Here is a 23,178-nt window from a genome sequence, read left to right on the forward strand (position 1 = left end):
TTCATTTCGATCCCCCCGAGGAGGGCGGGGAAGGCAGGTAGAGCGGTCCTTTCACGCCGCAGCCGGAAAGCGCCAGGGCAAGGACGAGGGGGAGGAGAAAACGCATGGTCTGCAGGAAGGAAGTTCGGTCGAAACGCTATCCTAGCAGAGCCGGGGGCAGGGGGAAAGCAAAACGCCCGCTCGGGGCGGGCGTTTCACGCAACGCGGTGCAGGGCACCGCATTCAGTTTGCGACTCAGGCCGCGCTTTGGGAAGCGCTCGCCGAGGGTTTCCGGGCAGCCGTCGCCGCCGGAGCGGCTTTGGTGGCGAGCTGCTGCGAGGCGGAGGTCACGGCCTTGACGGTGGCGTTGGTCGCCGCCGTCATGTTGGCTTCGGCGATCTCGGCCACCTGTTTGGCGGCCTTGGCGAGATTGTCATAGGCGCTGTTGGCCGCCGCGATGGCGGACTTGGCCGCAGCGATGACCGTCTCGGCACCGGTGGGTGCGGACTTGGCCATCTTGTCGAGCAGCTCGATCATCTGCCGGTTGAGATCGGAGAGCTGGGTCTCGACGATCTTGGCGATCTCGGTCTGGCTCTGCTGCAGCACTTCGTAGACGTTGCGCTGATAGGCGAGCGTTTTCTCGATCGAGGGGGTGAGGGCTTCCTGCTGCAGCTTGAAGAATTCCTGCGCGTCCTTGGTCTCGGCCACTTGCTTGGCGTGGGCGAGCGACTGCTCGATCGTTTCGCGCAGGGCGTTCATCTGCAGCGCGATGAGGCGCTCGATGGTGGAGAAGCCGGAACTGGCGACGGCGAGCCAGGCATCGGAGATTTGACGGCCGCGTTGGGTGAGGGTGTCGGTGGTGCTCATGGTACGTCCTCCTTGAGGGATTGAGATTGCTGCATCGCAGCAACGCACTCACTATAGTTCAAGGATTTCTGTGTGTCAAGTGATTTTGTGCGTTGCACAAAGCCTTTGAATGTTCGATGCTTTGCAAGGTTCCGCGCCACGATCCTCACCCAAGGGGATCGTGGCGCGGGTGCGGCGTCGGGATGCCGGGAGATCAGCGGTGCTTGAACTGCGGCGCGCGTTTCTCGAGGAAGGCGGCCATGCCTTCCTTCTGGTCTTCGAGCGCAAAGCTGGAATGGAAAGTGCGGCGCTCGAAGAGGAGTCCCTCGTTGAGGGGGCTCTCGTAGGCGCGGTTGACGCACTCCTTGATCATCATGACCACCGGCAGCGAGTAGCTGGCGATGGTCTTGGCGGTCTCGAGGGCGTCTTCGAGCAGCCGCTCGGCCGGCACCACGCGCGCCACCAGGCCGCTGCGCTCGGCCTCTTCGGCATCCATGAAGCGGCCGGTGAGACACATCTCCATGGCTTTTGCCTTGCCCACGGCGCGCGGCAGGCGCTGGGTGCCACCGGCGCCGGGCAGGATGCCGAGCTTGACTTCGGGCTGGCCGAACTTGGCGTTGTCGGCGGCGATGATGAGGTCGCACATCATGGCGAGCTCGCAGCCGCCGCCCAAAGCGAAACCGGCCACCGCGGCGATCACCGGCTTGCGGCAGGTCTTGACGCGTTCCCAGTTGCGCGTGATGTAGTTGCCCTTGTAGGCGTCCATGTAGGAGAAATTGGCCATGGCGGCGATGTCGGCGCCGGCGGCGAAGGCTTTCTCGCTGCCGGTGATGACGATGGCGCCGATTCCTTCGTCGGCCTCGAAGACGTCGAGCGCATGCCCCAGCTCGTCGACCAGCGCATCGTTGAGGGCGTTGAGCTGCTTGGGCCGGTTGAGCCGGATGAGGCCGACGCGGCCGTGGGTCTCGACGATGATGTTTTGGTAGTCCATGAAGTGCTCCTCTCGTGGGTGGGAAAAATTCATTGTTCCTCGGTGTTCTTCGGCTGAATCACGGCACGCACGCGGCCCGAGGGGGCGCTGGAGGTGCCGCCGGCGGTGGTGACGTAGTACTGGTCCGTGTTCTGGTCGTATTCGATGTAGGCGCCGCGCACTTCGTCCTGGCCGGAAGTGGCGCGGGCCCGGCCGATGAGCTTGATCTTGTTGGTGCGCGCGTCGTATTCGAGTCGCTCGGCTTCTCCGGTGACCCATTCGTCGCTGTTGTCGCGTTTCTGCTTGAAGGTGGCGAGCTTGCCGCCCTGGGCGGTGGCCACGCCCGTCTTGAAGCCTTGCTCGTCCTGGGTCACGACGACGCGATCACCCCGGATCTCCAGCGTGCCCTGTTTCATGAGCACGTTGCCCTCGAAGATATGTACTTTTTGCCGATCGTCGACGTGGATGCGGTCGGCGTCGATCTCGATGGGCTTTTGTTTGTCGGCCTTTTCCGCGTGCGCGAGCGGTACGGCGAGCACGAACAGCAGGCAGAGGAGCAGAAAAAGGCGGGTCATCGGCTGGGGCTCCGTCGGGGGGCGGGTTGGCGGGAATCGGGTTTGGCGCGAGGGGTGGGTGCGGTCGTTTTGCCAGCGGCGGGTTTTGCCGGCGCAAGCGCGTTGGCAGCCGTCTTGGGCTCGGGCGGCCAATGCACGTGCGCGTTGCCGATCAGGGTGATTTTCGCGAGATGGTCTTCGGCCTCCATCCGGTCGCCGGTGGCGCGGCGCTCGCCGCGAGTGATCACGACGGGCAGGTCGGAGCGGGCGCGGCCGTCGTCGGGCCACCAGACGAGCATCTGCCCCTCGTAGCGGGTCTCGGCACCGTCGAGCAGGCGGGTGACGAGCACGTCGCCGAAGGCTTCGATGCGCTCGCCATGATCGAAGACGTCGGCCCGCTGGGCACGGCCGGTGAAGCGCACGTCCTCGCGCAGGGACGTGACGCGCGGACGCTCGAGCGCGGTCCGATCGCCGGCGAGGTAATGGATGGCATGATCGGCCTCGATGTGGTGCATGGGCAGACCGGTATCGGAATAGACGTCGACCGCGAGCTCGCCGGAGACGAGGTCGATCTCGCCGGCGGGCTCCACGGGAGGCGACTGCGTGAGCAGATTCACCCGCCGTTCGAGCCAGAAGGAGAAGGCGGCCACCAGCGTGGCGAAGAGGAGCGGCAGGAGGACGGTGGGGCGGAGGAGGGTCATGGGGCGCGAAGGTAGGGCGCGAGGAGCTCGTCCCAGCGCCCTTGGGCGTGCAGGAGGAAGTCGCACAGCGCGCGCACGGCGCCGCGCCCGCCCGGGCGAGGGGCGATCCAGTCGGCGCGCGACTTGACGAGCTCGTGCGCGTCGGCCGGCGCCGCGCTGAAGCCGCAGGAAAGCATGAGGGGCAGGTCGACGACGTCGTCGCCCATGTAGCCGGCCGCCTCGAACCCGAGCCCGCGCGCGGCGAGCCGCGTCGCCATCTCGGCGTGTTTGTCTTCGATTCCCATCGCCAGCGGCAGCCCCAGCTCGGCGCAGCGGCGCGCCAGGGCGGCGGAAGTTCGGCCGGAAATGACGATCGGTTCGATTCCAGCGCGGGCGAGCAGCTTGAGTCCGTGCCCGTCGAGCGTATGGAACGCCTTGAGGGTGTCGCCCTCGGGGCCGTAGTAAAGGCGCCCGTCGGTGAGCACGCCGTCGACGTCGAAGCCCATTAGACGTACGCGGGCGGCTTTGGCCGTGGCGGTGGTCATCACAGCACCTTGGCGCGCATGAGGTCGTGCATGTGCAGCGCCCCGACGAGCCGGCCGTCCTCGACCACCAGCATCTGGCTGATGCGCGCATCTTCCATGCGGCGCGCCGCTTCGGCGGCGAGCGCCTCGGGGGAGATGGTCTTGGGCGATGGGTTCATGCGCTGCGCGAGCGTCTCGCTGCGCAGGTCGGCGCCCTGTTCGATGGTGCGGCGCAGGTCACCGTCGGTGAAGATGCCCAGCGGCCGGTCGTCGGCATCGACCACCGCGACCATGCCCATGCCGCCGCGCGACATGGTGAGCAGCGCTTCGGTGAGGGGAACGTTGGGTGGCGCGGTCGGGACCTCGGGGCGCGGGCGCATGACGTCGGCCACGCGCGTGAGCAGCCGGCGCCCGAGCGCGCCGCCGGGGTGCGAGCGGGCGAAATCCTCCGGACCGAAGCCGCGCGCTTGCAGGAGCGCGATCGCGAGCGCGTCGCCCATGGCGAGCGCGGCGGTGGTGCTCGCAGTGGGGGCGATGTTGTGCGGGCAGGCTTCTTCGCGCACGCTCACGTCGAGGTGCACGTCGCTCTGGCGCGCGAGCGGCGAGTCCGGCCGACCGGTGAGGGCGATCAAGGCGGCGCCCTGGCGCTTGATGGCGGGCAGGATCATCAGCACCTCGTCGCTCGCGCCAGAGTAGGAGATGGCGATGACGACGTCGTCGGGGGCGATCATGCCGAGATCCCCGTGCGCGGCCTCCGCGGCATGGACGAAGTAGGCGGGGGTGCCGGTCGAGGCGAGGGTGGCGGCGATCTTGCGCCCGATATGGCCGGATTTGCCCACGCCGGTGACGATGACCCGGCCGCGCGCGCCGAGGACGAGCCGCACGGCTTCGGCGAAGGAAGGGCCGAGCCGCTCGGCGAGGGCGGCGATGGCTTCGGATTCGATGCGCAGGGTGCGCCGGGCGCTCTCGAGGATGCGCCCGGGATCGAGAGGGCGATCCATGGGCTCGGCTGCGGCCTCGTTTATACTGGGAAGCCCAGTATAGCAAAAACGCAGGGAGCGGGTTTTTCATGGAGGGAGGCTTGACGACGGTCTTGCTGCTGCTGGCGGGTTCGCTCGCGGCGGTAGCCTTGTTCAAGAGCATGGGCTTGCCGGCGCTGATGGGGTATCTGCTCGTCGGCGTGGCGGTGGGGCCGCACGCGCTCGGCCTGATGCCGGAGGAGGGCGGGGCGGCGGTGCTGGCCGAGTTCGGCGTCGTCTTCCTCATGTTCTCGATCGGCCTGGAGTTCTCGTTGGCGCAGTTGAACGCGATGCGCCGCGTGGTCCTGGGCCTGGGGGCGCTGCAGGTGCTCGTCACGCACCTGGTGTTCACGCTCCTCGGCTGGTCTCTGGGTTTGTCGCTGCTGGCGGCCTGGGCGCTGGGCGGGGCACTGACGATGTCTTCGACGGCCATCCTCTCGAAACTGCTCGTCGAGCGGCTGGAGCTCGACAAAGCGCACGGACGGGAAGTGATCGGTGTGCTGCTCTTCCAGGATCTGGCGGTGGTGCCGCTGCTCATTCTGGTGCCCGCCCTGGCGGCGCCCGACGGCGAGCGCTGGTGGGTGACGCTGGGGGCGGCGGTGCTCAAGATCGCCGTGCTGCTCGTGCTGGTGCTGCGCTTCGGACAGCCGGTGATGCGCCGCTGGTTCACCTGGGTGGCGCGGCAGAAATCGCCCGAACTCTTCATGCTCAACGTCCTGCTGGTGACGCTGGGGATGGCTGCGCTCTCCAACGCCCTGGGGCTGTCGCTGGCGCTGGGGGCGTTTCTCGCCGGCATGCTGATCTCGGAGACGGAATACCGCTACCAGGTGGAAGAGGACATCAAGCCGTTTCGCGATGTACTGCTCGGTCTCTTCTTCATTACGGTGGGCATGTTCCTCGACGTGGGCGAGGTGACGCGCAATTTCGTCTTCGTCGTGCTGCTGCTCGTCGGCATGCTGGGCATCAAGGCGGCGGTGGTGTGGGGCGCCTCGCGCGCCCTGGGTTCGAACGCGGCAGTGGCGATGCGCTCGGCACTGTGGCTATGTACGGGCGGCGAGTTCGGCTTCGTGCTGCTCGCGCAGACGGCGGGGCTGGGTCTGCTGCCGTCGGCATGGCTGCAGACGGCGGTGGCGGCGCTAGTCTTGTCGGTGCTGGCCGCACCCTTGATCGTCGCGGTGTCCGATCGGCTGGTGCTGCGCTTCGTCGCCTCAGAGTGGCTCGCCCGCTCGATGGAACTCACCCAGATCGCCTCGCGCACCATGCTCGTCAAGCAGCACGTGCTGGTGCTCGGCTACGGGCGCACGGGTCAGTATCTGGCGCGGCTGCTCGAGCACGAGGCGGTGCCCACGGTGGCGCTCGACCTCGATCCGGAGCGGGTGCGGGAGGCGGAAGTGGCCGGCGAGAGCGTACTCTACGGTGACGCGAGCCGGCGCGAGACCCTGATCGCGGCGGGTTTGTTGCGGGCGCGGGCGGTGGTGGTGACCTTTGCCGAACTGGGGGCATCGCTGCGCGTGCTGTCGGTGCTGCGCGAATTGCGCCCGGACGTGCCGGTGGTGGTACGCGCCCGCACCGAGAACGACGTCGATCGCTTGATGGCGGCCGGAGCGACGGCGGTGATCTCGGAGGCGATCGAGGTGAGCCTGATGCTGGCCACGCACACGCTGGCGCTCATCGGCATGCCGCTCACGCGCGTGGCGCGGCGCATCCGCGAGATCCGGGCGCAGCGCTATGCGCTGCTGCGCGGCTATTTCGCCGGCCGCTCCGACGAGAGCGAAGCGGGCGAGGGCGGCATGCGTCTGCATTCGGTGCTTTTGTCGCCCGATTCCTGGGCGGTAGGGCGGCGCCTGGGAGATGTGGGATTGGAAGAGTGCGGCGTGACGGTGGCGGCGGTGCGCCGGCGCGGCATCCGCGCCCAGACGCCGGAACCGCAGCTGGTATTGCAGGCGGGCGACGTGGTGATCCTGCGTGGCGAGCAGGCAGCGCTCGAGCGCGGCGAGGCGATTCTGCTGCAGGGGCCGTGAGCGCTCGCACGCCGAGCCGCCGGACGATCCCCGCGCGGGACCATCAATCGCTGACCGTGGTGCGCAGCTTTTCCTTGCTGCCGCGGCGGGTCGGTTCCGCACCGAAGCAGCGCTCGGGAATCTGGCCCGAGGCGGCGGCGCGCACCGTGCCGTCGACCAGATCGATGCGGCGCACGCCGAGCTGCAGCGCCTCGCCCACGCGGCGGTAGGTGCCGACGAGGGCGTAGCGGTCGATCACGATGTCTTGCCGGATCGATTCGGGGTCGCGGGTGAGGAGCCGCAGGCCGTCCTCGTCGAGGCTGAGGTGCTCGCCTACCTCGACCTGGCGCATGGGCGCGGCGCAATGCCGGCTCCACGCCAGACCAAACGCTTCGCCCAGCGCCTTGCCAAAGCGCCCCGTGCGGTATCCGTCGACCTCGACGAAATCGGGGATGATGACGCTGCCGCCGCGCGGGCAGGTCTGCCGGGCCATGCGACCGAGCTCGTTCTCGGTCGCTTCGCGGCACATGCTGGCCGTGGGGGCGAGGCTGCAGGCGGAAAGGAGCCCCGCCGTGAGCAACGCCGCGGCCGTAGCCGAGAAGCGGAAGGTCATTTGCCGCGGATGATGCGCATCGGTTTGAGCTGGTCGCCATCGACGAGCAGCCGGGCGACGAAGTCGTCGATGGGCAGGCTGATCTGGCCAGAGCTCACGACCACGCCGGTATTGACGTCGATCACCCGGGCATTGACGAAGACTTCGTCGTCGGTGACCGAATAGGTGCCGGCGAGCACGCCGGCGACCAGGTATTGGTATTCGAGCAGTTTGGGGTCGCGGGTGAGGACGAATTCGCCTGCGGGATTCACGGCTACCGCTTTGCTCAGGCGGATGTCGTAGACGTTCCAGTGGCGCACCTGCAGCTCGTGGATGAGGTTTTCCGTGATGAGGCGCCCCAGCGGCGAGGTATCGTCGAGATCGTCGAGATTGACGAAGGTGCTCGCCAGCACCGCCGGTAGCAGGTTCTTGTGCTGGATGTTGCGTTCGATCTGGTCGGCGAGAAAGATGATTTTGCTGTTGAACCGGGCCGCGCCGGAATTGGCTGGACGGTAGGCGAGGGCGTCGGGAGCGGTTGCAGGGCTTGCCGGGGCGGCAGGAGCAGAGGTGGTGCTCACTTCGCGGGTGGCGCTCTGGGCGCAAGCCGCCAGCAGCAGGGCGAGGCAAAGAGGGGCGAGGCGTTTCATCGTCGTTCTCCTGGACATCAATTGCGCTCGCCTGGGCGATGGGTGACGAGGAAGTCTTCGCCAGACGAGGGGTCGTAATTTTCGACGTACGTGTAGGCATAATCGCCCGGCGGAGGCGAAGGTTTGCGGGTGCCGCGAACGCTTGCGCTGGCCTCCGGACCACCGTTGCCGCTCACGACGACCTGTACATTCTGATGCTGCGAGGCGCAGCCGGCAAGGAGGATGAGCGTCAGGAGTGCGGGTAAAAGTGTCAGGGGGCGCATTTTGCTGGGCTCCGGGTTTTGTAGAGTTATCGGCGCACCGAGCGCGGACTTTAGGATTTTCGTCGCGGCCGGCTGCTTGGTCCCGTTTGCGGGCTTCGTGTATCATTGGGCAGATCCGAGGTGGAAGTGAGACGGTGACGACGAATCCTCATTCTGCAGATCCAGTGGTCGAGTTGCGCGGCGTCGACGCCGGCTACGGCGAGCGCCTGATCCTCTCCGGCATCGATTTTTCGGTGCGCCGCGGGCAGCTCGTGGCCGTGATGGGCGGCAGCGGTTCGGGCAAGACGACTTTGCTGCGTCTCGTCTCCGGCCAGCTGCGCGCCCGCAAGGGAAGCGTGCGCGTGTTCGGCCAGTCTCTGGAGCGCATCTCCGAAAAGGAGCTCTACGCCCTGCGCCGGCGCATGGGGATGCTCTTCCAGTTCGGTGCGCTCTTTACCGATCTGTCGGTGTTCGACAACGTCGCTTTCCCCTTGCGTGAGCACACCGACCTGCCCGAATCCATGATCCGCGACCTCGTGCTCTTGAAGCTCAACGCGGTGGGTCTGCGGGGAGCCGCCACGCTCATGCCCAGTGAGCTCTCGGGTGGCATGGCGCGGCGCGTGGCGCTTGCCCGCTCGGTGGCGCTCGACCCGGAACTCATCATGTACGACGAGCCTTTCGCCGGGCTCGATCCGATCTCGCTCGGCGTGATCGGGCAGGCAATCCGCAAGCTCAACGATGCGCTGGGTGCCGCCTCCATCCTGGTGACGCACGACGTGGTCGAGTCGCTGTCCATCGTCGATTACGTCTATCTCGTCTCGCAGGGGAAGATCATCGCCCAGGGCACGCCCGACGAAATCCGGAATTCCCCCGATCCCTTCGTGCATCAGTTCATTTACGCCGAAGCCGACGGACCCGTGCCGTTTCATTATCCGGCGCCTCCTCTCGAAGAAAGCTTGCTCCTCGAAGCGGAGGTCGCGCCATGATCCAGCTGCTGCGTACCCTGGGGCATCTCACCGTCGATGGGGTGTGGCAGGTCGGATTCGCGACCCGCTTCCTCTTCGCGATGCTGCGCCACTCGGGGCCGTCGTTCGCGCGTTTTTCCCTCACGATCCGCGAGCTCTATTTTTCCGGTGTGCTCTCGCTCGTCATCATCGTGGTTTCGGGCGCGTTCGTCGGCATGGTGCTGGGCTTGCAGGGCTACGACACCCTGCAGCGATTCGGTTCGGAGTCGGCGCTCGGCAGCATCGTGGCGCTGTCGCTGCTGCGCGAGCTCGGGCCGGTGGTGGCAGCGCTGCTCTTCGCCAGCCGTGCCGGTTCGGCGGTCACCGCCGAGATCGGCCTCATGAAGGCCACCGAGCAGCTCACGGCCATGGACATGATGGCCGTCAACCCTATCGCCCGCGTGGTGGCGCCACGCTTCTGGGGCGGGGTGCTGTCCATGCCGCTCTTGGCGGCCATCTTCAGCACCGTCGGGGTCATCGGCGGCTGGTTCATCGGCGTGGTGGTCATCGGCGTGGACAACGGCACCTTCTGGTCGCAGATGGCCAATTCCGTCGACTTCCGCGAAGACGTGGTGAACGGTGTCGTCAAGAGCTTCGTGTTCGGCTGGGCGGTTAGCCTCATCGCGGTCTTCCAAGGCTACGACTGCACGCCGACGGCCGAGGGCGTGTCGCGGGCGATCACGAAGACGGTGGTCTATTCCTCGCTGATGGTGCTGGCGTTGGATTTCATTCTGACTTCTTTCATGTATATCGGTAAATGACGGACGGGCGACGGTCCCGGGAGTGGCGATGAATCGAGCGATACTGGATCTGTGGGTGGGGGCGTTCGTGGCGCTGGGGTTCGCGGCGCTGATGTTCCTGGCGATGCAGGTGGCCAACGTCTCGGAGGAAGGGACGCGGGGCGAGACGATCACACTGCGCGCGCGCTTCGAGGACATCGGCGGGCTCAAGGTCAAGGCTCCGGTCAAGAGCGCCGGGGTGGTCGTGGGCCGGGTCGCAGCGATCCGTTTCGACCCGCAGACGTACCAGGCCGAAGTGGAAATGAAGGTCTCGGCGGCCTATCCTTTTCCCAAAGATACGATCGCTTCGATCTTGACCTCGGGCCTCTTGGGCGAGCAATATATCGGGCTGGCGGCCGGAGCCGATAGCGAGATGCTCAAGGACGGCGATCGCATCGAGATGACCCAGTCGGCGCTGGTGCTGGAAAAGCTGATCGGCCAGTTCCTGTTCAACAAGGCGGCCGAAGGCGGCAGCAAATAACGAGGAAAGGGGAACGAGGTGAACAAGAAAACCCGTGCGATCGCGGCGATCGCCGCCTGCGTGGCAATGTCGGGCTGCGCGACCAGCCAACCGTCCAATCCCAAGGACCCTTGGGAAGGCTTCAACCGGGCGATGTTCCAGGTCAACGACGCGCTCGATACCGTCGTGATCCGCCCGGCGGCGGTGGTCTATGAGAACGTCTTGCCTTCGCCGGTGAAGACGGGCGTGGGCAACTTCTTCAGCAACCTGGGCGATCTGGGCAACGCGGCCAACAACCTGCTGCAGGGCAAGCCGCAGGCAGCCTTGAACGACCTCGTTCGCTTCGCCTTCAACTCCACCTGGGGGCTGCTTGGCGTGCTCGACATCGCGAGCGAGGCGGGTTTGCCCAAGCACAACGAAGATTTTGGCCAGACGCTCGCCGTGTGGGGCGTGGGCGACGGCCCTTACCTCGTGCTGCCGCTCTTCGGTGGTCACAACCTGCGCGACACCGCCGCGCTGCCGGTCGACTACTACAGCGATCCGACCACCTACGTCGAAGGCGATGCGGCGAAATATTCCTTCAAGGCGGCCGAGATCGTGGTCAAGCGCGCCGAGCTGCTGCCGGCCGATCGGGCTACCGAAGGGCAGATCATCGACAAGTACGCACACCTGCGCGATGTCTACTTCCAGCGGCGTAATTATCTGATACACGACGGCAACCCGCCGATCGAATATGAGGATTTCAACGGCAACGGCGCTTCGAACGGCGGGAGTCGCTGAATATCTGGCTTTCCCGAACCCGACATGAGAGAGGATGTGCGATGAAGCAAACGATGATGCGGCGATGGTTGGCCGCCTGCCTGGCTCTACTGGCCATGACATGGGGGGCGGCCCTGCGGGCCGAACCCAAGGCGCCGGACGTGCTGGTCAAGGAGATTTCCGACGAGGTGATCGAGCGGCTCAAACAGCGCCCGATCAAGACCGATGCGGACATGAACGAATGGCTCGCCTACGTGGAGCAGCGCGTCCTGCCGCATTTCGACTTCGAGCGCATGACGATGCTCGCCGTCGGTCAGCCCTGGCGCCAGGCCACACCCGAGCAGCGCAAACGCCTCACCCAGGAATTCAAGACCCTGCTGGTGCGCACCTACGCCAACGCGCTGCGCGAATACCGTGACGAGAAACTCGAATTCAAGCCGCTGCGCATGGCGCCGGGCGACAAGACCGTGCGCGTCTCCTCGATGGTGATCCGTCCTGGCAGCGAGCCGATCGCCATCGACTACGTCATGGAACTCAAAGGTGACGGCTGGAAAGTGTTCGACGTGGTGGTGGCCGGCGTGAGCCTGGTCACCAGCTATCGCAGCACCTTCGGCCAGGAGATCCAGGCCAAGGGGATCGACGGGCTCATCCAGACACTTGCCGAGAAGAATGCCCACGGCGAGACCATGCCGGCCGATACGGCGAAGCAGGGGTGAGCAAGGCGATGTCTGCTTCAGGCCAGGCGCTGCGCGTGCCGCTCGAAGGGCGCATCGATCTACGCAGTGTCACCGGTTTCCTCGACCGCTGGCCGGAGGGGGTCGCTGCCGGCTCGCGCGTCCTCGTCGATGCTTCTGGCGTGAGCGGCTGCGATTCCTCGCTGGTGGCCCTCCTCATCGACTGGCTGCGTCGGGCGCGCCGGTGCGGGGCCATGATCGAGATCGCCGGTCTGCCACATCAGGCGCTGGCGCTCGCGCAGCTCTACGGCGTCGATACCCTGTTGCCCTTGGCGCCGGAGCCGTCCGGGACATGACCGCTGCCATTGCCTTGCAAGGCGCCGTCAAGCGCTATGGTGGCTTTACGGCGCTCGCTGGCGTAGACCTCACCATCGAGCGCGGCGAATTCTTCGGCCTGCTCGGACCCAACGGGGCAGGCAAGACCACGCTCATTTCGCTTCTGGCGGGGCTGGCGCGCCCGAGCGAGGGCAGCGTGCGCGTCATGGGCTTCGATGTCGTGCGCGACTACCGCCAGGCGCGCCGTGCCATCGGCGTGGTTCCTCAGGAGCTCGTCTTCGACCCCTTCTTCACGGTGCGCGAGATCCTGCGCATCCAGTCCGGCTATTTCGGCCTCACCCGCAACGAAGCCTGGATCGAGGAGCTGCTGCACGGCCTGGGGCTGGCCGACAAGGCCGAGGCCAACATGCGCACGCTCTCGGGTGGGATGAAGCGCCGGGTACTGGTGGCGCAGGCCCTGGTACATCGCCCGCCGGTGATCGTGCTCGACGAGCCCACCGCCGGCGTGGACGTGGAGCTGCGCCACGGCCTGTGGCAGTTCATCCAGAAGCTCAACGATCAAGGACACACGATTCTGCTCACCACCCATTATCTCGAAGAGGCCGAGTCGCTGTGCCACCGCATCGCCATGCTCAAGGCCGGCCGCATCGTGGCGCTCGATACCACCGAGCGGCTGCTCGCGCGCTTCCAGGCCCATGAGCTGGAAGTGCGGCTCGACCAGCCCCAGGCGGCGCTCGCCCTGGGTGGCGAGGCAGGCGAGGATGGCTGGGTGCGCATCCCCTTCGAGCACTACACCGACATCGAACTCATCTTGCGCCGCCTGCGCGAGGCCGGGGCCGAGGTGCGAGAGCTGCGCGTGGGCGAGCCGGATCTGGAGCGCGTCTTCGTCGAGGTGATGCGAAGTGCCTGAATGTTTCGGTGCGGGGTTCCGCACGCTCTTCTACAAGGAAGTGATGCGCTTCTGGAAAGTGGCTTTCCAGACGGTGGCCGCGCCCATCCTCAACGCGCTGCTCTTTCTGCTCATCTTCTCCAACGTGCTCGACCGGCATGTGACGACCTACGGCGAGGTACCCTATACGGCCTTTCTCATCCCGGGTCTTGCGATCATGTCGGTGCTGCAAAACGCTTTCGCCAACTCCAGCTCTTCGCTCATTCAGAGCAAGGTGACGGGTAACATCGTCTTCGTGCTCCTGCCGCCTTTGTCGCACCAGGAATTTTTCTGGGGCTACGCGCTCGCCTGCGTGGTGCGGGGACTCGCCGTGGGGTTGGGGGTGATCCTGGTGGGGCTCGTCTTCGTCGATCTGCCGCTCGCCGCGCCGCTGTGGGCGCTCGCTTTTGCGGTGATCGGTTCGCTGCTGCTGGGGTCGCTGGGAATCGTCGCCGGCATCTGGGCGGACAAGTTCGACCAGCTCGCCGCCTTCCAGAACTTCCTCGTCATGCCGCTCACCATGCTCTCGGGGGTGTTCTACTCGATCGCGGCGCTACCTCCCTTCTGGCAGAAAGTGTCCCACCTCAACCCGTTCTTCTTCCTGATCGACGGCTTTCGCTATGGCTTTTTCGGCCAGGCGGACACCAATCCCTGGGTGAGTCTGGGGGTGTCGCTCGCGGCCACGGCCGTGGTGGTGGCGCTGACGCTGGCCCTGCTCGCCCGCGGCTACAAACTGCGTCAATGAGCTTCCTGGAGCCCGACATGTACGATCCCAAGGCGATCGAAGCGGCCATCGCGGCCCATCTGCCCTGCCTGCACGTGCAGGTCGAGGGCGAGGATGGGGTGCATTTCACCGGCCTGGTGGTGAGCGAGGCGTTTCGCGGCAAGCGCAAGGTGCAGCAGCACCAGCTGGTCTATCAGGCGCTGGGCCCGGCGATGGGCACGGAGATCCACGCCCTTGCGCTCACCACCCTCACGCCCGAGGAGTGGGAACGGCTGCGCTCCGAGCTCGAGTCGCGCTGAAGGAGAACGGGGTGGACAAACTCGCCATCGTCGGCGGCGCGCGGCTTGCCGGTGAGATCCCCGTCTCCGGGGCGAAGAACGCGGCGCTGCCCATTCTGTGCGCGGCGCTGCTCACCGACGAGCCGCTCGAGATCGAGAACGTTCCGCGCTTGCGCGACGTCGACACCCTGCTCGCGCTCCTGGCGCGCATGGGGGTGGCGATCGAGCGCGAGGGTGCGACCCTGCGGCTGCAGGCGCAGCGCATCGCGTCCCCCGAAGCGCCTTATGAGCTCGTCAAGACGATGCGCGCCTCCATCCTCGTGCTGGGGCCGCTGGTGGCGCGCTGCCGCGAAGCCGTCGTGAGCCTGCCCGGCGGCTGTGCCATCGGCGCGCGCCCGGTCGACCAGCACATCAAGGGGTTGCAGGCGCTGGGTGCCGAGGTGCGCGTCGAACACGGCTACATCCACGCCACCACGCCAGGATTGCGCGGGGCGCGGCTCGTGCCGGATCTGGTCACCGTCACCGGCACCGAGAACCTGCTCATGGCCGCGTGCCTGGCCGAGGGAACGACGGTGATCGAGAACGCGGCGCGCGAACCGGAGGTGAGCGATCTCGCCCGCTGCCTGGTGGCCATGGGCGCGGACATCGAAGGCATTGGCACCGACACCCTGCGCGTGCGCGGCGTGCGTCGGTTGCATGGCGCCCGCTATCGCGTCATGCCCGACCGCATCGAGACCGGCACCTATCTGTGCGCCGCCGCCATCACGGGGGGGCAGGTCCGGCTCACCCGGGCCGACCCCGATGCGCTCGAAGCGGTGCTCGCCAAGCTCGCCGAGGCCGGTTGCCGCATCGAGACCGGCCCCGACTGGGTGGCGCTGGAGGCGCCGCCGCGGCTGCGGGCGGTGGACGTGCGCACCGCTCCCTACCCGGGTTTCCCCACCGACATGCAGGCGCAATTCATGGCCCTCGACACGGTGGCCGAGGGCAGCGGTGTCATCCGCGAAACCATCTTCGAGAACCGCTTCATGCACGCCGTCGAGCTGCAGCGACTCGGAGCCGACATCCGTATCGACGGCAACACCGCCGTGGTCAAGGGGGTGGCGCGGCTCGACGGGGCCACCGTCATGGCCACCGACCTGCGGGCATCTGCCGGGCTGGTGGTGGCCGCGCTCAAGGCCGAAGGCGAGACGGTGATCGAGCGCATCTATCATCTGGATCGCGGCTACGAGCAGCTCGAAGAAAAGCTCGGCGCCTTGGGTGCCCAGGTGCGCCGCATCCGGTAGAATCGGCTCATGGAACGGATCACGCTCGCGCTCTCCAAGGGGCGCATCTTCACCGAGACGCTGCCGCTGCTCGCAGCGGCCGGCATCGTGCCGCAGGACGACCCCGAGACCTCGCGTCGGCTCATCCTCGAGACCAACCGTCCCGAGGTGCGGCTGCTCATCGTGCGCGCCACCGACGTGCCCACCTACGTGCAATACGGGGCGGCGGACCTGGGCATCGCCGGGCGGGACGTGCTGCTCGAGCATGGCGGGCAGGGGCTGTATCAGCCGCTCGATCTGCGCATCGCCCGCTGCCGCCTGTGCGTGGCCGTGCCCGAGGGGTTCGATTATGGCGCGGCGGTTCAGCTCGGCAGCCGCATCCGCGTGGCGACCAAGTACCTCAAGACCGCCAAGGCGCATTTCGCCGCCAAGGGCGTACACGTCGATCTCATCAAGCTCTACGGTTCGATGGAACTCGCGCCCTTGGTTGGCCTGGCCGATGCCATCGTCGACCTCGTCTCGTCGGGCAACACGCTGCGCGCCAATCATCTGGTCGAGGTCGAGGAAATCATGTCCATTTCCAGCCGTCTGATCGTCAACCAGGCCGCCTTGAAGCTCAAGCGTACCTTGGTGCAGCCGCTCATCGACACCTTCGCGGAGACCCTCCATGACCAGCCAGACGCCTGATTCGTCCGCCGCGCGCATCCGCCGGCTGGACGTGCGCGACCCCGACTTCTTCGCCCAGCTCGACGCGCTGCTCGCCTTCGAGGCGCAGACGGACGAGGCCGTCGGCCGCGCCGTCGACGAGATCCTGCGCGCGGTGCGCACCACGGGCGATGCGGCGGTACTCGACTATACCCGCCGCTTCGATGGTCTGACCGTGACCCACATGGCCGAGCTGGAACTACCGAAGTCGGCGCTCGCCGAGGCCTTTGCCGCGCTGCCCGCCGAGCAGAAAGACGCCCTGGTGCGTGCCGCCGAGCGCATCGAAACCTTCCACGAGCGGCAAAAACTCGAGGGCTGGGTGATCGAGGAGGCGGACGGCACGCGCCTGGGGCAGAAAGTGACGCCGCTCGATCGCGTCGGGCTCTACGTCCCCGGCGGGCGCGCCGCCTATCCCAGCTCGGTGCTGATGAACGCCATCCCGGCCAAAGTGGCCGGCGTGGGCGAGCTCATCATGACCGTGCCCACGCCGCGCGGCGAGAAAAATCCCCTGGTGCTCGCCGCAGCGCACCTCACCGGAGTCGATCGCGTCTTCACCCTCGGCGGGGCGCAGGCGGTGGCGGCGCTCGCCTACGGCACACAGACGATTCCGCAGGTCGACAAGATCGTCGGCCCCGGCAACGCCTACGTGGCCGAAGCCAAGCGGCGCGTCTTCGGCGTGGTGGGCATCGACATGGTGGCGGGGCCCTCCGAAGTGCTGATCCTCTCCGATGGCTCGGGCGATCCGGCCTGGGTGGCGATGGATCTCTTCGCCCAAGCCGAGCACGACGAACTCGCGCAATCGATCCTGGTGAGCACGCAGGCGGATTTTCTGGATGCAGTGGCCGAAGCCATCGAGCGGCTACTGCCGACGATGCCGCGCCGCGAGGTGATCGCCGCCTCGCTCGCCCATCGCGGCGCGCTCATCCGGGTGGATGACCTGGAGCAGGCGGTGGCGATCGCCAACCGCATCGCCCCCGAGCACCTCGAGCTCGCCCTGGAAGATCCCGAACCCTGGGCCGACAAGATCCGTCATGCCGGGGCGATCTTCCTCGGCCACTGGTCGGTGGAGGCGATCGGCGACTACTGCGCCGGGCCGAACCACGTGCTGCCGACGATGCGCAGCGCCCGTTTCTCTTCCCCCCTGGGCGTCTACGATTTCCAGAAGCGCACGAGCCTCGTCGCCGTATCGCGCGCCGGCGCGCAAAAGCTCGCCCCCATCGCTGCCACGCTCGCCCAAGGCGAAGGGCTCATGGCGCACGCGCGTTCGGCGCAGATGCGCATTTTGCCTTGATGGCGTGAGAACCGATGAGGAAGGATCGATGGAACTATCCGCTGTTTTGACTCCGGCGCCGGAAGGGGGCTATGTGGCATTCAACCCCGAAACCGGCACGACGACGCAGGGCGAAACCATCGAAGAGGCTTTGGCCAACTTGCGTGAGGCGACGGCGCTCTACCTGGAGGAATTTCCCCTGGCCGTTGCCGGGCGGCCATTGCTGACGACGTTCGACGTGCCCGAACATGCCTAAATTGCCGGTCGTATCCGGGGCCGAAGTCGTGCGCGCTTTGGAGCGGCTCGGGTTCGTGATCGTGCGTCAGCGAGGCAGTCATCTCGTGATGCGTCGCGGCTCGGCAGGATGCGTCGTGCCGAATCACCGTGAGCTGAAAGTTGGCACTTTGGTCGGCGTGCTCAAGCAGGCTGGCGTTTCCATCGAGGCGTTTCTCGAGGCGCTTCATGCCTGATGCTTGACATGTAGATATGGTCTTTACTCCTAACCCCCCAGGATCTCGGCGAGCGCCTCCAGTAGCCGGGCGCACTGCTCGCGGGTGCCTACGGTGATGCGCAGGAAATCGGCGATGCGCGGTTGATCGAAGCGGCGCACCAGCACCTTGCGTTCGCGCAAGGACTGCGCGAGCTCCGCGCCGCTCCGTTCCCGGTGGCGGGCGAAGACGAAGTTCGCCTGCGAGGGGAGCACTTCGAAGCCCAGCGCTTCGAGCCCGCGCGCGAGCGAGGCGCGTGTGGCGATCACGTCCAGCCGCATGGCCTCGAAGTGCGCTTCGTCCTGCAGCGCCGCGATCGCCCCGACCTGGGCGAGCCGGTCGAGGGGGTAGGAATTGAAGCTGTCCTTGACGCGGCGCAAGGCCTCGATGAGCGGCGCCTGGCCGATGGCGTAGCCCACGCGCAATCCGGCCAGCGCCCGGCTCTTGGAGAAAGTCTGCACCACCAGGAGGTTGGGGTAGTGCTTGACGAGCGGGATGGCGCTCTGCGCCCCGAAATCGACGTAGGCCTCGTCGACCAGGACCACGCACTGCGGGTTGCCGGCCACGATGCGTTCGACTTCGGTGAGTTCCAGGGCGATGCCGGTGGGGGCGTTCGGATTGGCGAAGACGATGCCGCCGGCGGCGCGCCCCTGCTGGGGCAGGAAGGCATCTGTGGGCAGACGGAAGTCGTCGGTCAGTGGCACCGTCTCGTGGGGCAGGCCATAGAGCGTGCAATAGACGGGATAGAAACTGTAGGTGACGTCGGGAAACCAGACCGGCCCCGAATGACCCAGGAGCGCCTGGAAGGCGAAGGCGAGCACTTCGTCGGAGCCATTGCCGACGAAGACGTTGTCCAGCTCCACGCCGTGGCGTTGTGCGAGTTCGTGGCGCAGCGCCGTCGCTTCGGGGTCGGGATAGAGACGCAGCCGCTCGTCGAGCTCGGACTGGATGGCGGCGAGTACCCGAGGCGAAGGGCCGTGCGGATGCTCGTTGGTGTTCAGTTTGACGAGATCGGGGATTCGGGGCTGCTCGCCCGGAACGTAGGGGGTGAGCCGCTTGACGGTGGGGCTCCAGTAACGATCGTCCATGCGCCGTTTTCTCGGAATCGGGGTTGCTACGCTTGACACGGCCAATGGTATCATGCGCGGGTCGCCACGTTCCGTTTCTCCGGCTTTTCCATGACCGAATCCTCAGTGGGCCGCACCGCCGTCGTCGAACGCAACACCCTCGAGACCCGCGTGCGTGTGGCGCTCGATCTCGACGGCAACGGCCGCGCCGAACTCTCCAGCGGCGTGCCTTTTCTTGACCACATGCTGGAGCAAGTGGCCCGCCATGGCCTCATCGACCTCGAGATCCGCGCCGAGGGCGACACGCATATCGACGACCACCACACGGTCGAGGACGTCGGCATCACCTTCGGCCAGGCGTTTTCCAAGGCTTTGGGCGACAAGCGCGGCGTGTCCCGCTACGGGCACGCCTACGTGCCGCTCGACGAGGCGCTGTCGCGCGCGGTGGTCGACCTCTCCGGCCGCCCGGGGCTCGTTTTCTGCTGCGAATTCACCCGTGCGCGCATCGGCGCCTTCGACGTCGATCTGGTGCGCGAATTCTTCCAGGGGTTCGTCAATCACGCCGCGGTGACGCTGCATCTCGACACCTTGCGCGGCGTCAATGCCCACCATCAGTGCGAGACGCTCTTCAAGGCCTTCGGCCGGGCGCTGCGCATGGCCTGCGACCGCGATCCACGCCTGGAGGGACGGATGCCCTCGACCAAAGGGGTGCTGTGAGCCAGCCATGAAGATCGCGGTGATCGATTACGGCATGGGGAACCTGCGCTCGGTGCAGAAGGCGCTGCAGGCCGTCGCTCCTGGCGTCGAGGTGGCCTTGGCGCGCACGCCGCGCGAGGTGCGCGAGGCCGACCGCATCGTCTTTCCCGGCCAGGGAGCGATGCCCGATTGCATGGGGGCGCTGCAGCGTCAGGAGATGCACGAGGCGGTGGCCTGGGCGGCGCGCGAGCGGCCGTTTCTCGGCATTTGCGTCGGCCTGCAGATGCTCTTCGAGCGATCCGAAGAAGGGGGTGCCGCCGGGCTCGGCCTTTTTGCCGGCGAGGTGGTGCGTTTCCCGCGCGACGGGGCGTTCGCTCCCGGGCAGGCGCATCTCAAGGTGCCGCACATGGGCTGGAACCGGGTCGAGAACGTGCGCGAGCATCCCATCTTGCCGGTGCAGGGCAGCGGCGAGCGCTATTATTTCGTGCACAGCTACTACGTCGCGCCGCGTGATGATTCACTCGTGCTCGCCCGCACCGATTACGGCGTCGTCTTCGCCTCGGCGGTGGCGCACGACAATCTCGTGGCGGTTCAATTCCACCCCGAGAAGAGCGGGCGGGCAGGGCTGGCGCTACTCGAGCGCTTCGTGCGCTGGGCTCCATGAGCGCGGCGCAGGGGAGGGGGTGCGGTTCGCCGCACCGGGTGACAACGACGGCGGCCAAGACCGCCCAATGGGACCTGTGACATCATGCTGCTGATTCCCGCCATCGACCTGAAGAACGGCCAATGCGTCCGGCTGCGCCAGGGGCGCATGGAAGAGGCCACCGTATTCTCCGAAGATCCGGCCGCCATGGCGCGCCACTGGCTCGACCAGGGGGCGCGGCGGCTTCACCTCGTCGACCTCGACGGGGCCTTCGCCGGCAAGCCGAAAAACCTCGCGGCGATCGAGGCCATCCTGGAAGAAATCGACGGCGAGGTGCCGGTGCAGCTCGGCGGCGGCATCCGCGACCTCGACACGATCGACCGCTACGTGGAGCTGGGCATCGAATACGTCATCATCGGCACGGCCGCGGTGAAGCATCCCGGTTTCCTGCAGGACGCCTGTGTCGCCTTCCCCGGTCACGTCATGGTGGGGCTGGACGCCAAGGACGGCAAGGTGGCGATCGACGGCTGGGCACGTTCGAGCGGCCACGACGTCGTCGAGCTCGCGCGCAAGTTCGAGGACTACGGCGTGGAGGCCGTCGTCTATACCGACATCGGCCGCGACGGGATGCTCTCGGGGGTGAACGTCGAGGCGACGGCGCGGCTCGCGCGTGCGTTGCGTGCCACTCCGGTCATTGCCAGCGGCGGCATCGCCACGCTCGCCGACATCGAGGCGCTGTGCGCCATCGAGGAAGATGGCGTGATGGGGGCGATCACCGGGCGCGCCATCTACGAAGGCACGCTGGACTTCAAGGCCGCGCAGGCGCTCGCCGACGAACTCGCGGCGCGGCGCAGTGCGCAAAGGACGGCCTGATGCTCGCCAAGCGCGTCATCCCCTGTCTGGACGTCCATGCCGGGCGCGTGGTCAAGGGGGTCAATTTCGTGTCGCTGCGCGATGCGGGCGACCCGGTGGAGATCGCGCGGCGCTACGATGCCGAGGGGGCCGACGAACTCACTTTCCTTGACATCACGGCTTCGAGCGAAGAGCGCGCCATCCTGCTCGAGGTCGTCTCGCGGGTGGCCGAGTGCGTCTTCATCCCGCTGACCGTGGGCGGGGGCGTGCGCCGCCTCGAGGACGTGCGCGCGCTGCTCCTTGCCGGGGCCGACAAGGTGAGCATCAACACCGCGGCGGTACAGCGGCCCGAGCTCATCGCCGAGGCGGCCGATCGCGTCGGCTCGCAGGCCATCGTCGTGGCCATCGACGCCAAACGCGTCGCGCCCGGACGCTGGTCGGTGTTTACCCACGGCGGGCGCGTCGACACGGGGCTCGACGCCATCGAATGGGCGCAGAAAGTCTGTGCGCTCGGCGCAGGTGAGATCCTCCTCACCAGCATGGATCGCGACGGCACCAGGCAGGGGTTCGACCTCGAACTCACCCGCGCGGTGTCCGACGCCGTGCCCGTGCCGGTGATCGCGAGCGGCGGCGTGGGCACGCTGCAGCATCTGGTCGAAGGCGTCACCGAGGGGCACGCCGACGCGGTGCTCGCCGCCTCCATCTTCCATTTCGGCGAATACAGCATCCGCCAGGCCAAGGAGGCGATGCAGGCGGCCGGCGTGGAGGTACGGCTGTGAGCGAAGATCTGTTCGACGCCGTGCGCTGGGGCGAAGACGGCCTGGTGCCGGCAATCGCCCAGGACGCAGCCACGGGCGAAGTGCTCATGCTCGCCTGGATGAACCGCGAATCTCTGGCCGAGACGCTCGCGCGCGGGCAGGCCGTCTATTGGTCGCGCTCGCGCGGTCGGCTGTGGGCCAAGGGCGAGACTTCCGGACACGTGCAAAAGCTCGTCGAGCTGCGGCTCGACTGCGATGGCGACGCGCTGCTGCTGCGCGTCGAACAAAAGGGCGGCATCGCCTGTCACACCGGACGGCGGAGTTGTTTCTACCGCCGCTGGCGCGACGGGGCTTGGGAAGTCGTCGAAGCGGTGGTGAAGGATCCGAAGGAGATATACTCATGATCGACTTGGAAGTGCTGCGCCGCGTCAGCCAGACGCTCGCCGAACGCAAGGCGGCCGATCCCGACCAATCCTATGTTTCCAGCCTGTACCAGAAGGGTACGGAGGCGATCCTTAAGAAAGTGGCCGAGGAGGCTGCCGAGGTGATCATGGCGGCCAAGGACGGCGACCGGCTGCATCTGGTGTGGGAGGTCACCGACCTGTGGTTCCACACCATGGTGCTGCTCGCGCATTTCGGCCTGTCGGTCGAGGACATAGCCGCCGAATTCCGCCGTCGGGAGGGCGTCTCGGGTATCGACGAGAAACGCGCGCGCCTGGCGACGGCGGCGGAAGCCGAATCCGTGGTGATTGCCAAAGGAGGGAAAGCATGACGACGCAAGCCGATCCGAACTGCGTGTTCTGCAAGATCGTCGCCGGCGAGATTCCGGCAAAGAAGGTCTATGAAGACGAGGAGGTGCTGGCGTTTCACGACATCCGTCCCGTGGCGCCGGTCCATCTGCTGGTGATCCCCAAGCACCACATCCCCTCGACCAAGGAGCTCACCGACGCCGACGCCGGCTGGATGGGGCGCCTGATGGTCGCCGCCACCAAGGTGGCGCTCGCGGCCGGCTGTGCCGATGGCTGGCGCACCATCATCAACACCGGGCGCATCGGTCGCCAGGAAGTGATGCACCTGCACGTGCATCTCCTCGGCGGGGGAAACGAGCCGCTGCCCATCATGCTCAAGCGCTGAAGCGGCGACGTAGGTCATAGGAGAACTGTCATGGGTTCGTTTAGCATCTGGCACTGGCTCATCGTGCTGCTCATCGTCGTGATGATCTTCGGCACGAAGAAGCTGCGCAACATCGGGCAGGATCTGGGCGGCGCCGTACGCGGGTTCAAGGAAGGGATGAAGAGCGCAGAAGAAGAGTCCGCCGCCGCTTCACCCAAGGCCGTGAGCGACCAGACCACGATCGAAGGGGGCGTGCGGGAGAAGAGCGACGCGTCGCGGACGCAGGCGTGAGCCGGCTGCCGCATTCGTTGTCCGGCTGAGGAGCGAGT

Annotated in this window: 34 protein-coding genes; 23 read left to right on the top strand and 11 right to left on the bottom strand. The window is 66.8% G+C overall.

Annotation, left to right across the window (positions count from 1 at the left end):
* Window position 1 precedes the first annotated feature (1 nt).
* The 7 genes from lptM to ASC37_RS00765 form a co-directional block, all read right to left on the bottom strand.
* Complete coding sequence (gene lptM / locus ASC37_RS11870; RefSeq protein ID WP_072247872.1) at window positions 2-106, bottom strand: LPS translocon maturation chaperone LptM; 105 nt, start codon at window positions 104-106, stop codon at window positions 2-4.
* A 128-nt stretch (window positions 107-234) separates the two neighbouring features.
* Window positions 235-846, bottom strand: coding sequence for a phasin family protein (gene phaP / locus ASC37_RS00740; protein WP_055422536.1), 612 nt, complete (start codon window positions 844-846; stop codon window positions 235-237).
* A gap of 193 nt (window positions 847-1,039) precedes the next feature.
* Complete coding sequence (locus ASC37_RS00745; protein WP_055422537.1) at window positions 1,040-1,816, bottom strand: enoyl-CoA hydratase; 777 nt, start codon at window positions 1,814-1,816, stop codon at window positions 1,040-1,042.
* 29 nt (window positions 1,817-1,845) lie between these two features.
* Window positions 1,846-2,370 carry a lipopolysaccharide transport periplasmic protein LptA gene (gene lptA, locus ASC37_RS00750; protein WP_055422538.1) on the bottom strand — a complete coding sequence of 175 codons (525 nt, stop codon included), beginning with the start codon at window positions 2,368-2,370 and terminating at the stop codon, window positions 1,846-1,848.
* Complete coding sequence (lptC, locus tag ASC37_RS00755; protein ID WP_055422539.1) at window positions 2,367-3,050, bottom strand: LPS export ABC transporter periplasmic protein LptC; 684 nt, start codon at window positions 3,048-3,050, stop codon at window positions 2,367-2,369. Before lptC ends, lptA begins: the two co-directional genes overlap by 4 nt.
* A complete protein-coding gene (locus ASC37_RS00760) occupies window positions 3,047-3,574 on the bottom strand; it encodes a KdsC family phosphatase (protein WP_055422540.1) in 528 nt (175 codons plus the stop codon). The genes lptC and ASC37_RS00760 overlap by 4 nt, the downstream gene beginning before the upstream one ends.
* Window positions 3,574-4,554 carry a KpsF/GutQ family sugar-phosphate isomerase gene (locus tag ASC37_RS00765; protein WP_028874093.1) on the bottom strand — a complete coding sequence of 327 codons (981 nt, stop codon included), beginning with the start codon at window positions 4,552-4,554 and terminating at the stop codon, window positions 3,574-3,576. Before ASC37_RS00765 ends, ASC37_RS00760 begins: the two co-directional genes overlap by 1 nt.
* 68 nt (window positions 4,555-4,622) lie before the next feature.
* Between ASC37_RS00765 and ASC37_RS00770 the strand changes: the two genes are divergently transcribed.
* Complete coding sequence (locus ASC37_RS00770; RefSeq protein WP_055422541.1) at window positions 4,623-6,593, top strand: monovalent cation:proton antiporter family protein; 1,971 nt, start codon at window positions 4,623-4,625, stop codon at window positions 6,591-6,593.
* A 43-nt stretch (window positions 6,594-6,636) separates the two neighbouring features.
* On the opposite strand, the gene ASC37_RS00775 is transcribed toward ASC37_RS00770, so the two are convergent.
* The 3 genes from ASC37_RS00775 to ASC37_RS11465 are packed head-to-tail and all read right to left on the bottom strand — an operon-like array spanning window position 6,637 to window position 8,074.
* Window positions 6,637-7,185 (bottom strand): FlgO family outer membrane protein, encoded by a 549-nt coding sequence (locus tag ASC37_RS00775; RefSeq protein ID WP_055422542.1) that lies wholly within the window; start codon window positions 7,183-7,185, stop codon window positions 6,637-6,639.
* On the bottom strand, window positions 7,182-7,811 hold the full coding sequence (locus tag ASC37_RS00780) for a FlgO family outer membrane protein (protein WP_055422543.1): 630 nt from the start codon (window positions 7,809-7,811) through the stop codon (window positions 7,182-7,184). The genes ASC37_RS00775 and ASC37_RS00780 overlap by 4 nt, the downstream gene beginning before the upstream one ends.
* A gap of 17 nt (window positions 7,812-7,828) precedes the next feature.
* The gene (locus ASC37_RS11465; RefSeq protein ID WP_141654640.1) at window positions 7,829-8,074 is read right to left on the bottom strand and encodes a hypothetical protein; all 246 of its coding nucleotides are present in this window, start codon (window positions 8,072-8,074) and stop codon (window positions 7,829-7,831) included.
* A 134-nt stretch (window positions 8,075-8,208) separates the two neighbouring features.
* On the opposite strand from ASC37_RS11465, the gene ASC37_RS00790 reads away from it, so the two are divergent.
* Genes ASC37_RS00790 through ASC37_RS00855 form a run of 14 tightly spaced genes read left to right on the top strand, consistent with a single transcriptional unit; the run spans window position 8,209 to window position 17,702 of the window.
* Window positions 8,209-9,039, top strand: coding sequence for an ABC transporter ATP-binding protein (locus tag ASC37_RS00790; RefSeq protein ID WP_055422545.1), 831 nt, complete (start codon window positions 8,209-8,211; stop codon window positions 9,037-9,039).
* The gene (gene mlaE / locus ASC37_RS00795; protein WP_028874097.1) at window positions 9,036-9,818 is read left to right on the top strand and encodes a lipid asymmetry maintenance ABC transporter permease subunit MlaE; all 783 of its coding nucleotides are present in this window, start codon (window positions 9,036-9,038) and stop codon (window positions 9,816-9,818) included. Before ASC37_RS00790 ends, mlaE begins: the two co-directional genes overlap by 4 nt.
* Window positions 9,819-9,846: 28 nt before the next feature.
* The gene (gene mlaD, locus ASC37_RS00800; protein WP_055422546.1) at window positions 9,847-10,317 is read left to right on the top strand and encodes an outer membrane lipid asymmetry maintenance protein MlaD; all 471 of its coding nucleotides are present in this window, start codon (window positions 9,847-9,849) and stop codon (window positions 10,315-10,317) included.
* An 18-nt stretch (window positions 10,318-10,335) separates the two neighbouring features.
* Complete coding sequence (locus ASC37_RS00805) at window positions 10,336-11,076, top strand: MlaA family lipoprotein (RefSeq protein WP_055422547.1); 741 nt, start codon at window positions 10,336-10,338, stop codon at window positions 11,074-11,076.
* 41 nt (window positions 11,077-11,117) lie between these two features.
* Window positions 11,118-11,771 (top strand): MlaC/ttg2D family ABC transporter substrate-binding protein, encoded by a 654-nt coding sequence (locus tag ASC37_RS00810; RefSeq protein ID WP_198288955.1) that lies wholly within the window; start codon window positions 11,118-11,120, stop codon window positions 11,769-11,771.
* Window positions 11,772-11,779: 8 nt separating this feature from the next.
* The gene (locus ASC37_RS00815) at window positions 11,780-12,085 is read left to right on the top strand and encodes an STAS domain-containing protein (RefSeq protein ID WP_055422548.1); all 306 of its coding nucleotides are present in this window, start codon (window positions 11,780-11,782) and stop codon (window positions 12,083-12,085) included.
* Window positions 12,082-12,975 carry an ABC transporter ATP-binding protein gene (locus ASC37_RS00820; protein ID WP_055422549.1) on the top strand — a complete coding sequence of 298 codons (894 nt, stop codon included), beginning with the start codon at window positions 12,082-12,084 and terminating at the stop codon, window positions 12,973-12,975. Before ASC37_RS00815 ends, ASC37_RS00820 begins: the two co-directional genes overlap by 4 nt.
* Window positions 12,968-13,738 (top strand): ABC transporter permease, encoded by a 771-nt coding sequence (locus ASC37_RS00825; RefSeq protein WP_055422550.1) that lies wholly within the window; start codon window positions 12,968-12,970, stop codon window positions 13,736-13,738. Before ASC37_RS00820 ends, ASC37_RS00825 begins: the two co-directional genes overlap by 8 nt.
* Window positions 13,739-13,755: 17 nt before the next feature.
* Window positions 13,756-14,016, top strand: coding sequence for a BolA family protein (locus tag ASC37_RS00830; RefSeq protein ID WP_055422551.1), 261 nt, complete (start codon window positions 13,756-13,758; stop codon window positions 14,014-14,016).
* 11 nt (window positions 14,017-14,027) lie between these two features.
* On the top strand, window positions 14,028-15,278 hold the full coding sequence (gene murA / locus ASC37_RS00835; protein WP_055422552.1) for a UDP-N-acetylglucosamine 1-carboxyvinyltransferase: 1,251 nt from the start codon (window positions 14,028-14,030) through the stop codon (window positions 15,276-15,278).
* Between the two features lie 9 nt (window positions 15,279-15,287).
* Window positions 15,288-15,944: an ATP phosphoribosyltransferase gene (hisG, locus tag ASC37_RS00840; RefSeq protein WP_055422553.1), complete on the top strand. Its 657-nt coding sequence runs from the start codon at window positions 15,288-15,290 to the stop codon at window positions 15,942-15,944.
* Entirely contained in the window at window positions 15,925-17,253 is a 1,329-nt protein-coding gene (gene hisD, locus ASC37_RS00845; protein WP_055422554.1) for a histidinol dehydrogenase, read from the top strand. Before hisG ends, hisD begins: the two co-directional genes overlap by 20 nt.
* 28 nt (window positions 17,254-17,281) lie before the next feature.
* Complete coding sequence (locus ASC37_RS00850) at window positions 17,282-17,488, top strand: hypothetical protein (protein ID WP_055422555.1); 207 nt, start codon at window positions 17,282-17,284, stop codon at window positions 17,486-17,488.
* Window positions 17,481-17,702 carry a type II toxin-antitoxin system HicA family toxin gene (locus tag ASC37_RS00855; protein WP_055422556.1) on the top strand — a complete coding sequence of 74 codons (222 nt, stop codon included), beginning with the start codon at window positions 17,481-17,483 and terminating at the stop codon, window positions 17,700-17,702. Before ASC37_RS00850 ends, ASC37_RS00855 begins: the two co-directional genes overlap by 8 nt.
* A gap of 29 nt (window positions 17,703-17,731) precedes the next feature.
* Here the strand turns inward: ASC37_RS00855 and hisC are convergent, their stop codons facing one another.
* Entirely contained in the window at window positions 17,732-18,808 is a 1,077-nt protein-coding gene (hisC, locus tag ASC37_RS00860) for a histidinol-phosphate transaminase (RefSeq protein WP_055422557.1), read from the bottom strand.
* Window positions 18,809-18,898: 90 nt separating this feature from the next.
* On the opposite strand from hisC, the gene hisB reads away from it, so the two are divergent.
* The 8 genes from hisB (at window position 18,899) to tatA (ending at window position 23,140) form a co-directional block, all read left to right on the top strand.
* Window positions 18,899-19,504, top strand: coding sequence for an imidazoleglycerol-phosphate dehydratase HisB (gene hisB / locus ASC37_RS00865; protein ID WP_055422558.1), 606 nt, complete (start codon window positions 18,899-18,901; stop codon window positions 19,502-19,504).
* A 7-nt stretch (window positions 19,505-19,511) separates the two neighbouring features.
* Window positions 19,512-20,147: an imidazole glycerol phosphate synthase subunit HisH gene (gene hisH, locus ASC37_RS00870; protein WP_055422559.1), complete on the top strand. Its 636-nt coding sequence runs from the start codon at window positions 19,512-19,514 to the stop codon at window positions 20,145-20,147.
* A gap of 84 nt (window positions 20,148-20,231) precedes the next feature.
* A complete protein-coding gene (gene hisA, locus ASC37_RS00875) occupies window positions 20,232-20,999 on the top strand; it encodes a 1-(5-phosphoribosyl)-5-[(5-phosphoribosylamino)methylideneamino]imidazole-4-carboxamide isomerase (RefSeq protein WP_055422560.1) in 768 nt (255 codons plus the stop codon).
* Entirely contained in the window at window positions 20,999-21,757 is a 759-nt protein-coding gene (gene hisF, locus ASC37_RS00880; RefSeq protein WP_028874112.1) for an imidazole glycerol phosphate synthase subunit HisF, read from the top strand. The genes hisA and hisF overlap by 1 nt, the downstream gene beginning before the upstream one ends.
* The gene (gene hisI, locus ASC37_RS00885; protein ID WP_055422561.1) at window positions 21,754-22,140 is read left to right on the top strand and encodes a phosphoribosyl-AMP cyclohydrolase; all 387 of its coding nucleotides are present in this window, start codon (window positions 21,754-21,756) and stop codon (window positions 22,138-22,140) included. The genes hisF and hisI overlap by 4 nt, the downstream gene beginning before the upstream one ends.
* On the top strand, window positions 22,137-22,508 hold the full coding sequence (locus ASC37_RS00890; protein WP_055422562.1) for a phosphoribosyl-ATP diphosphatase: 372 nt from the start codon (window positions 22,137-22,139) through the stop codon (window positions 22,506-22,508). Before hisI ends, ASC37_RS00890 begins: the two co-directional genes overlap by 4 nt.
* Window positions 22,505-22,870: a histidine triad nucleotide-binding protein gene (locus ASC37_RS00895; protein WP_055422563.1), complete on the top strand. Its 366-nt coding sequence runs from the start codon at window positions 22,505-22,507 to the stop codon at window positions 22,868-22,870. Before ASC37_RS00890 ends, ASC37_RS00895 begins: the two co-directional genes overlap by 4 nt.
* 30 nt (window positions 22,871-22,900) lie before the next feature.
* Entirely contained in the window at window positions 22,901-23,140 is a 240-nt protein-coding gene (gene tatA, locus ASC37_RS00900) for a Sec-independent protein translocase subunit TatA (protein WP_055422564.1), read from the top strand.
* Window positions 23,141-23,178: the final 38 nt, after the last annotated feature.

It is taken from the genome of Tepidiphilus thermophilus (genome assembly GCF_001418245.1).
GTDB classification, from domain to species: Bacteria; Pseudomonadota; Gammaproteobacteria; order Burkholderiales; family Rhodocyclaceae; genus Tepidiphilus; species Tepidiphilus succinatimandens.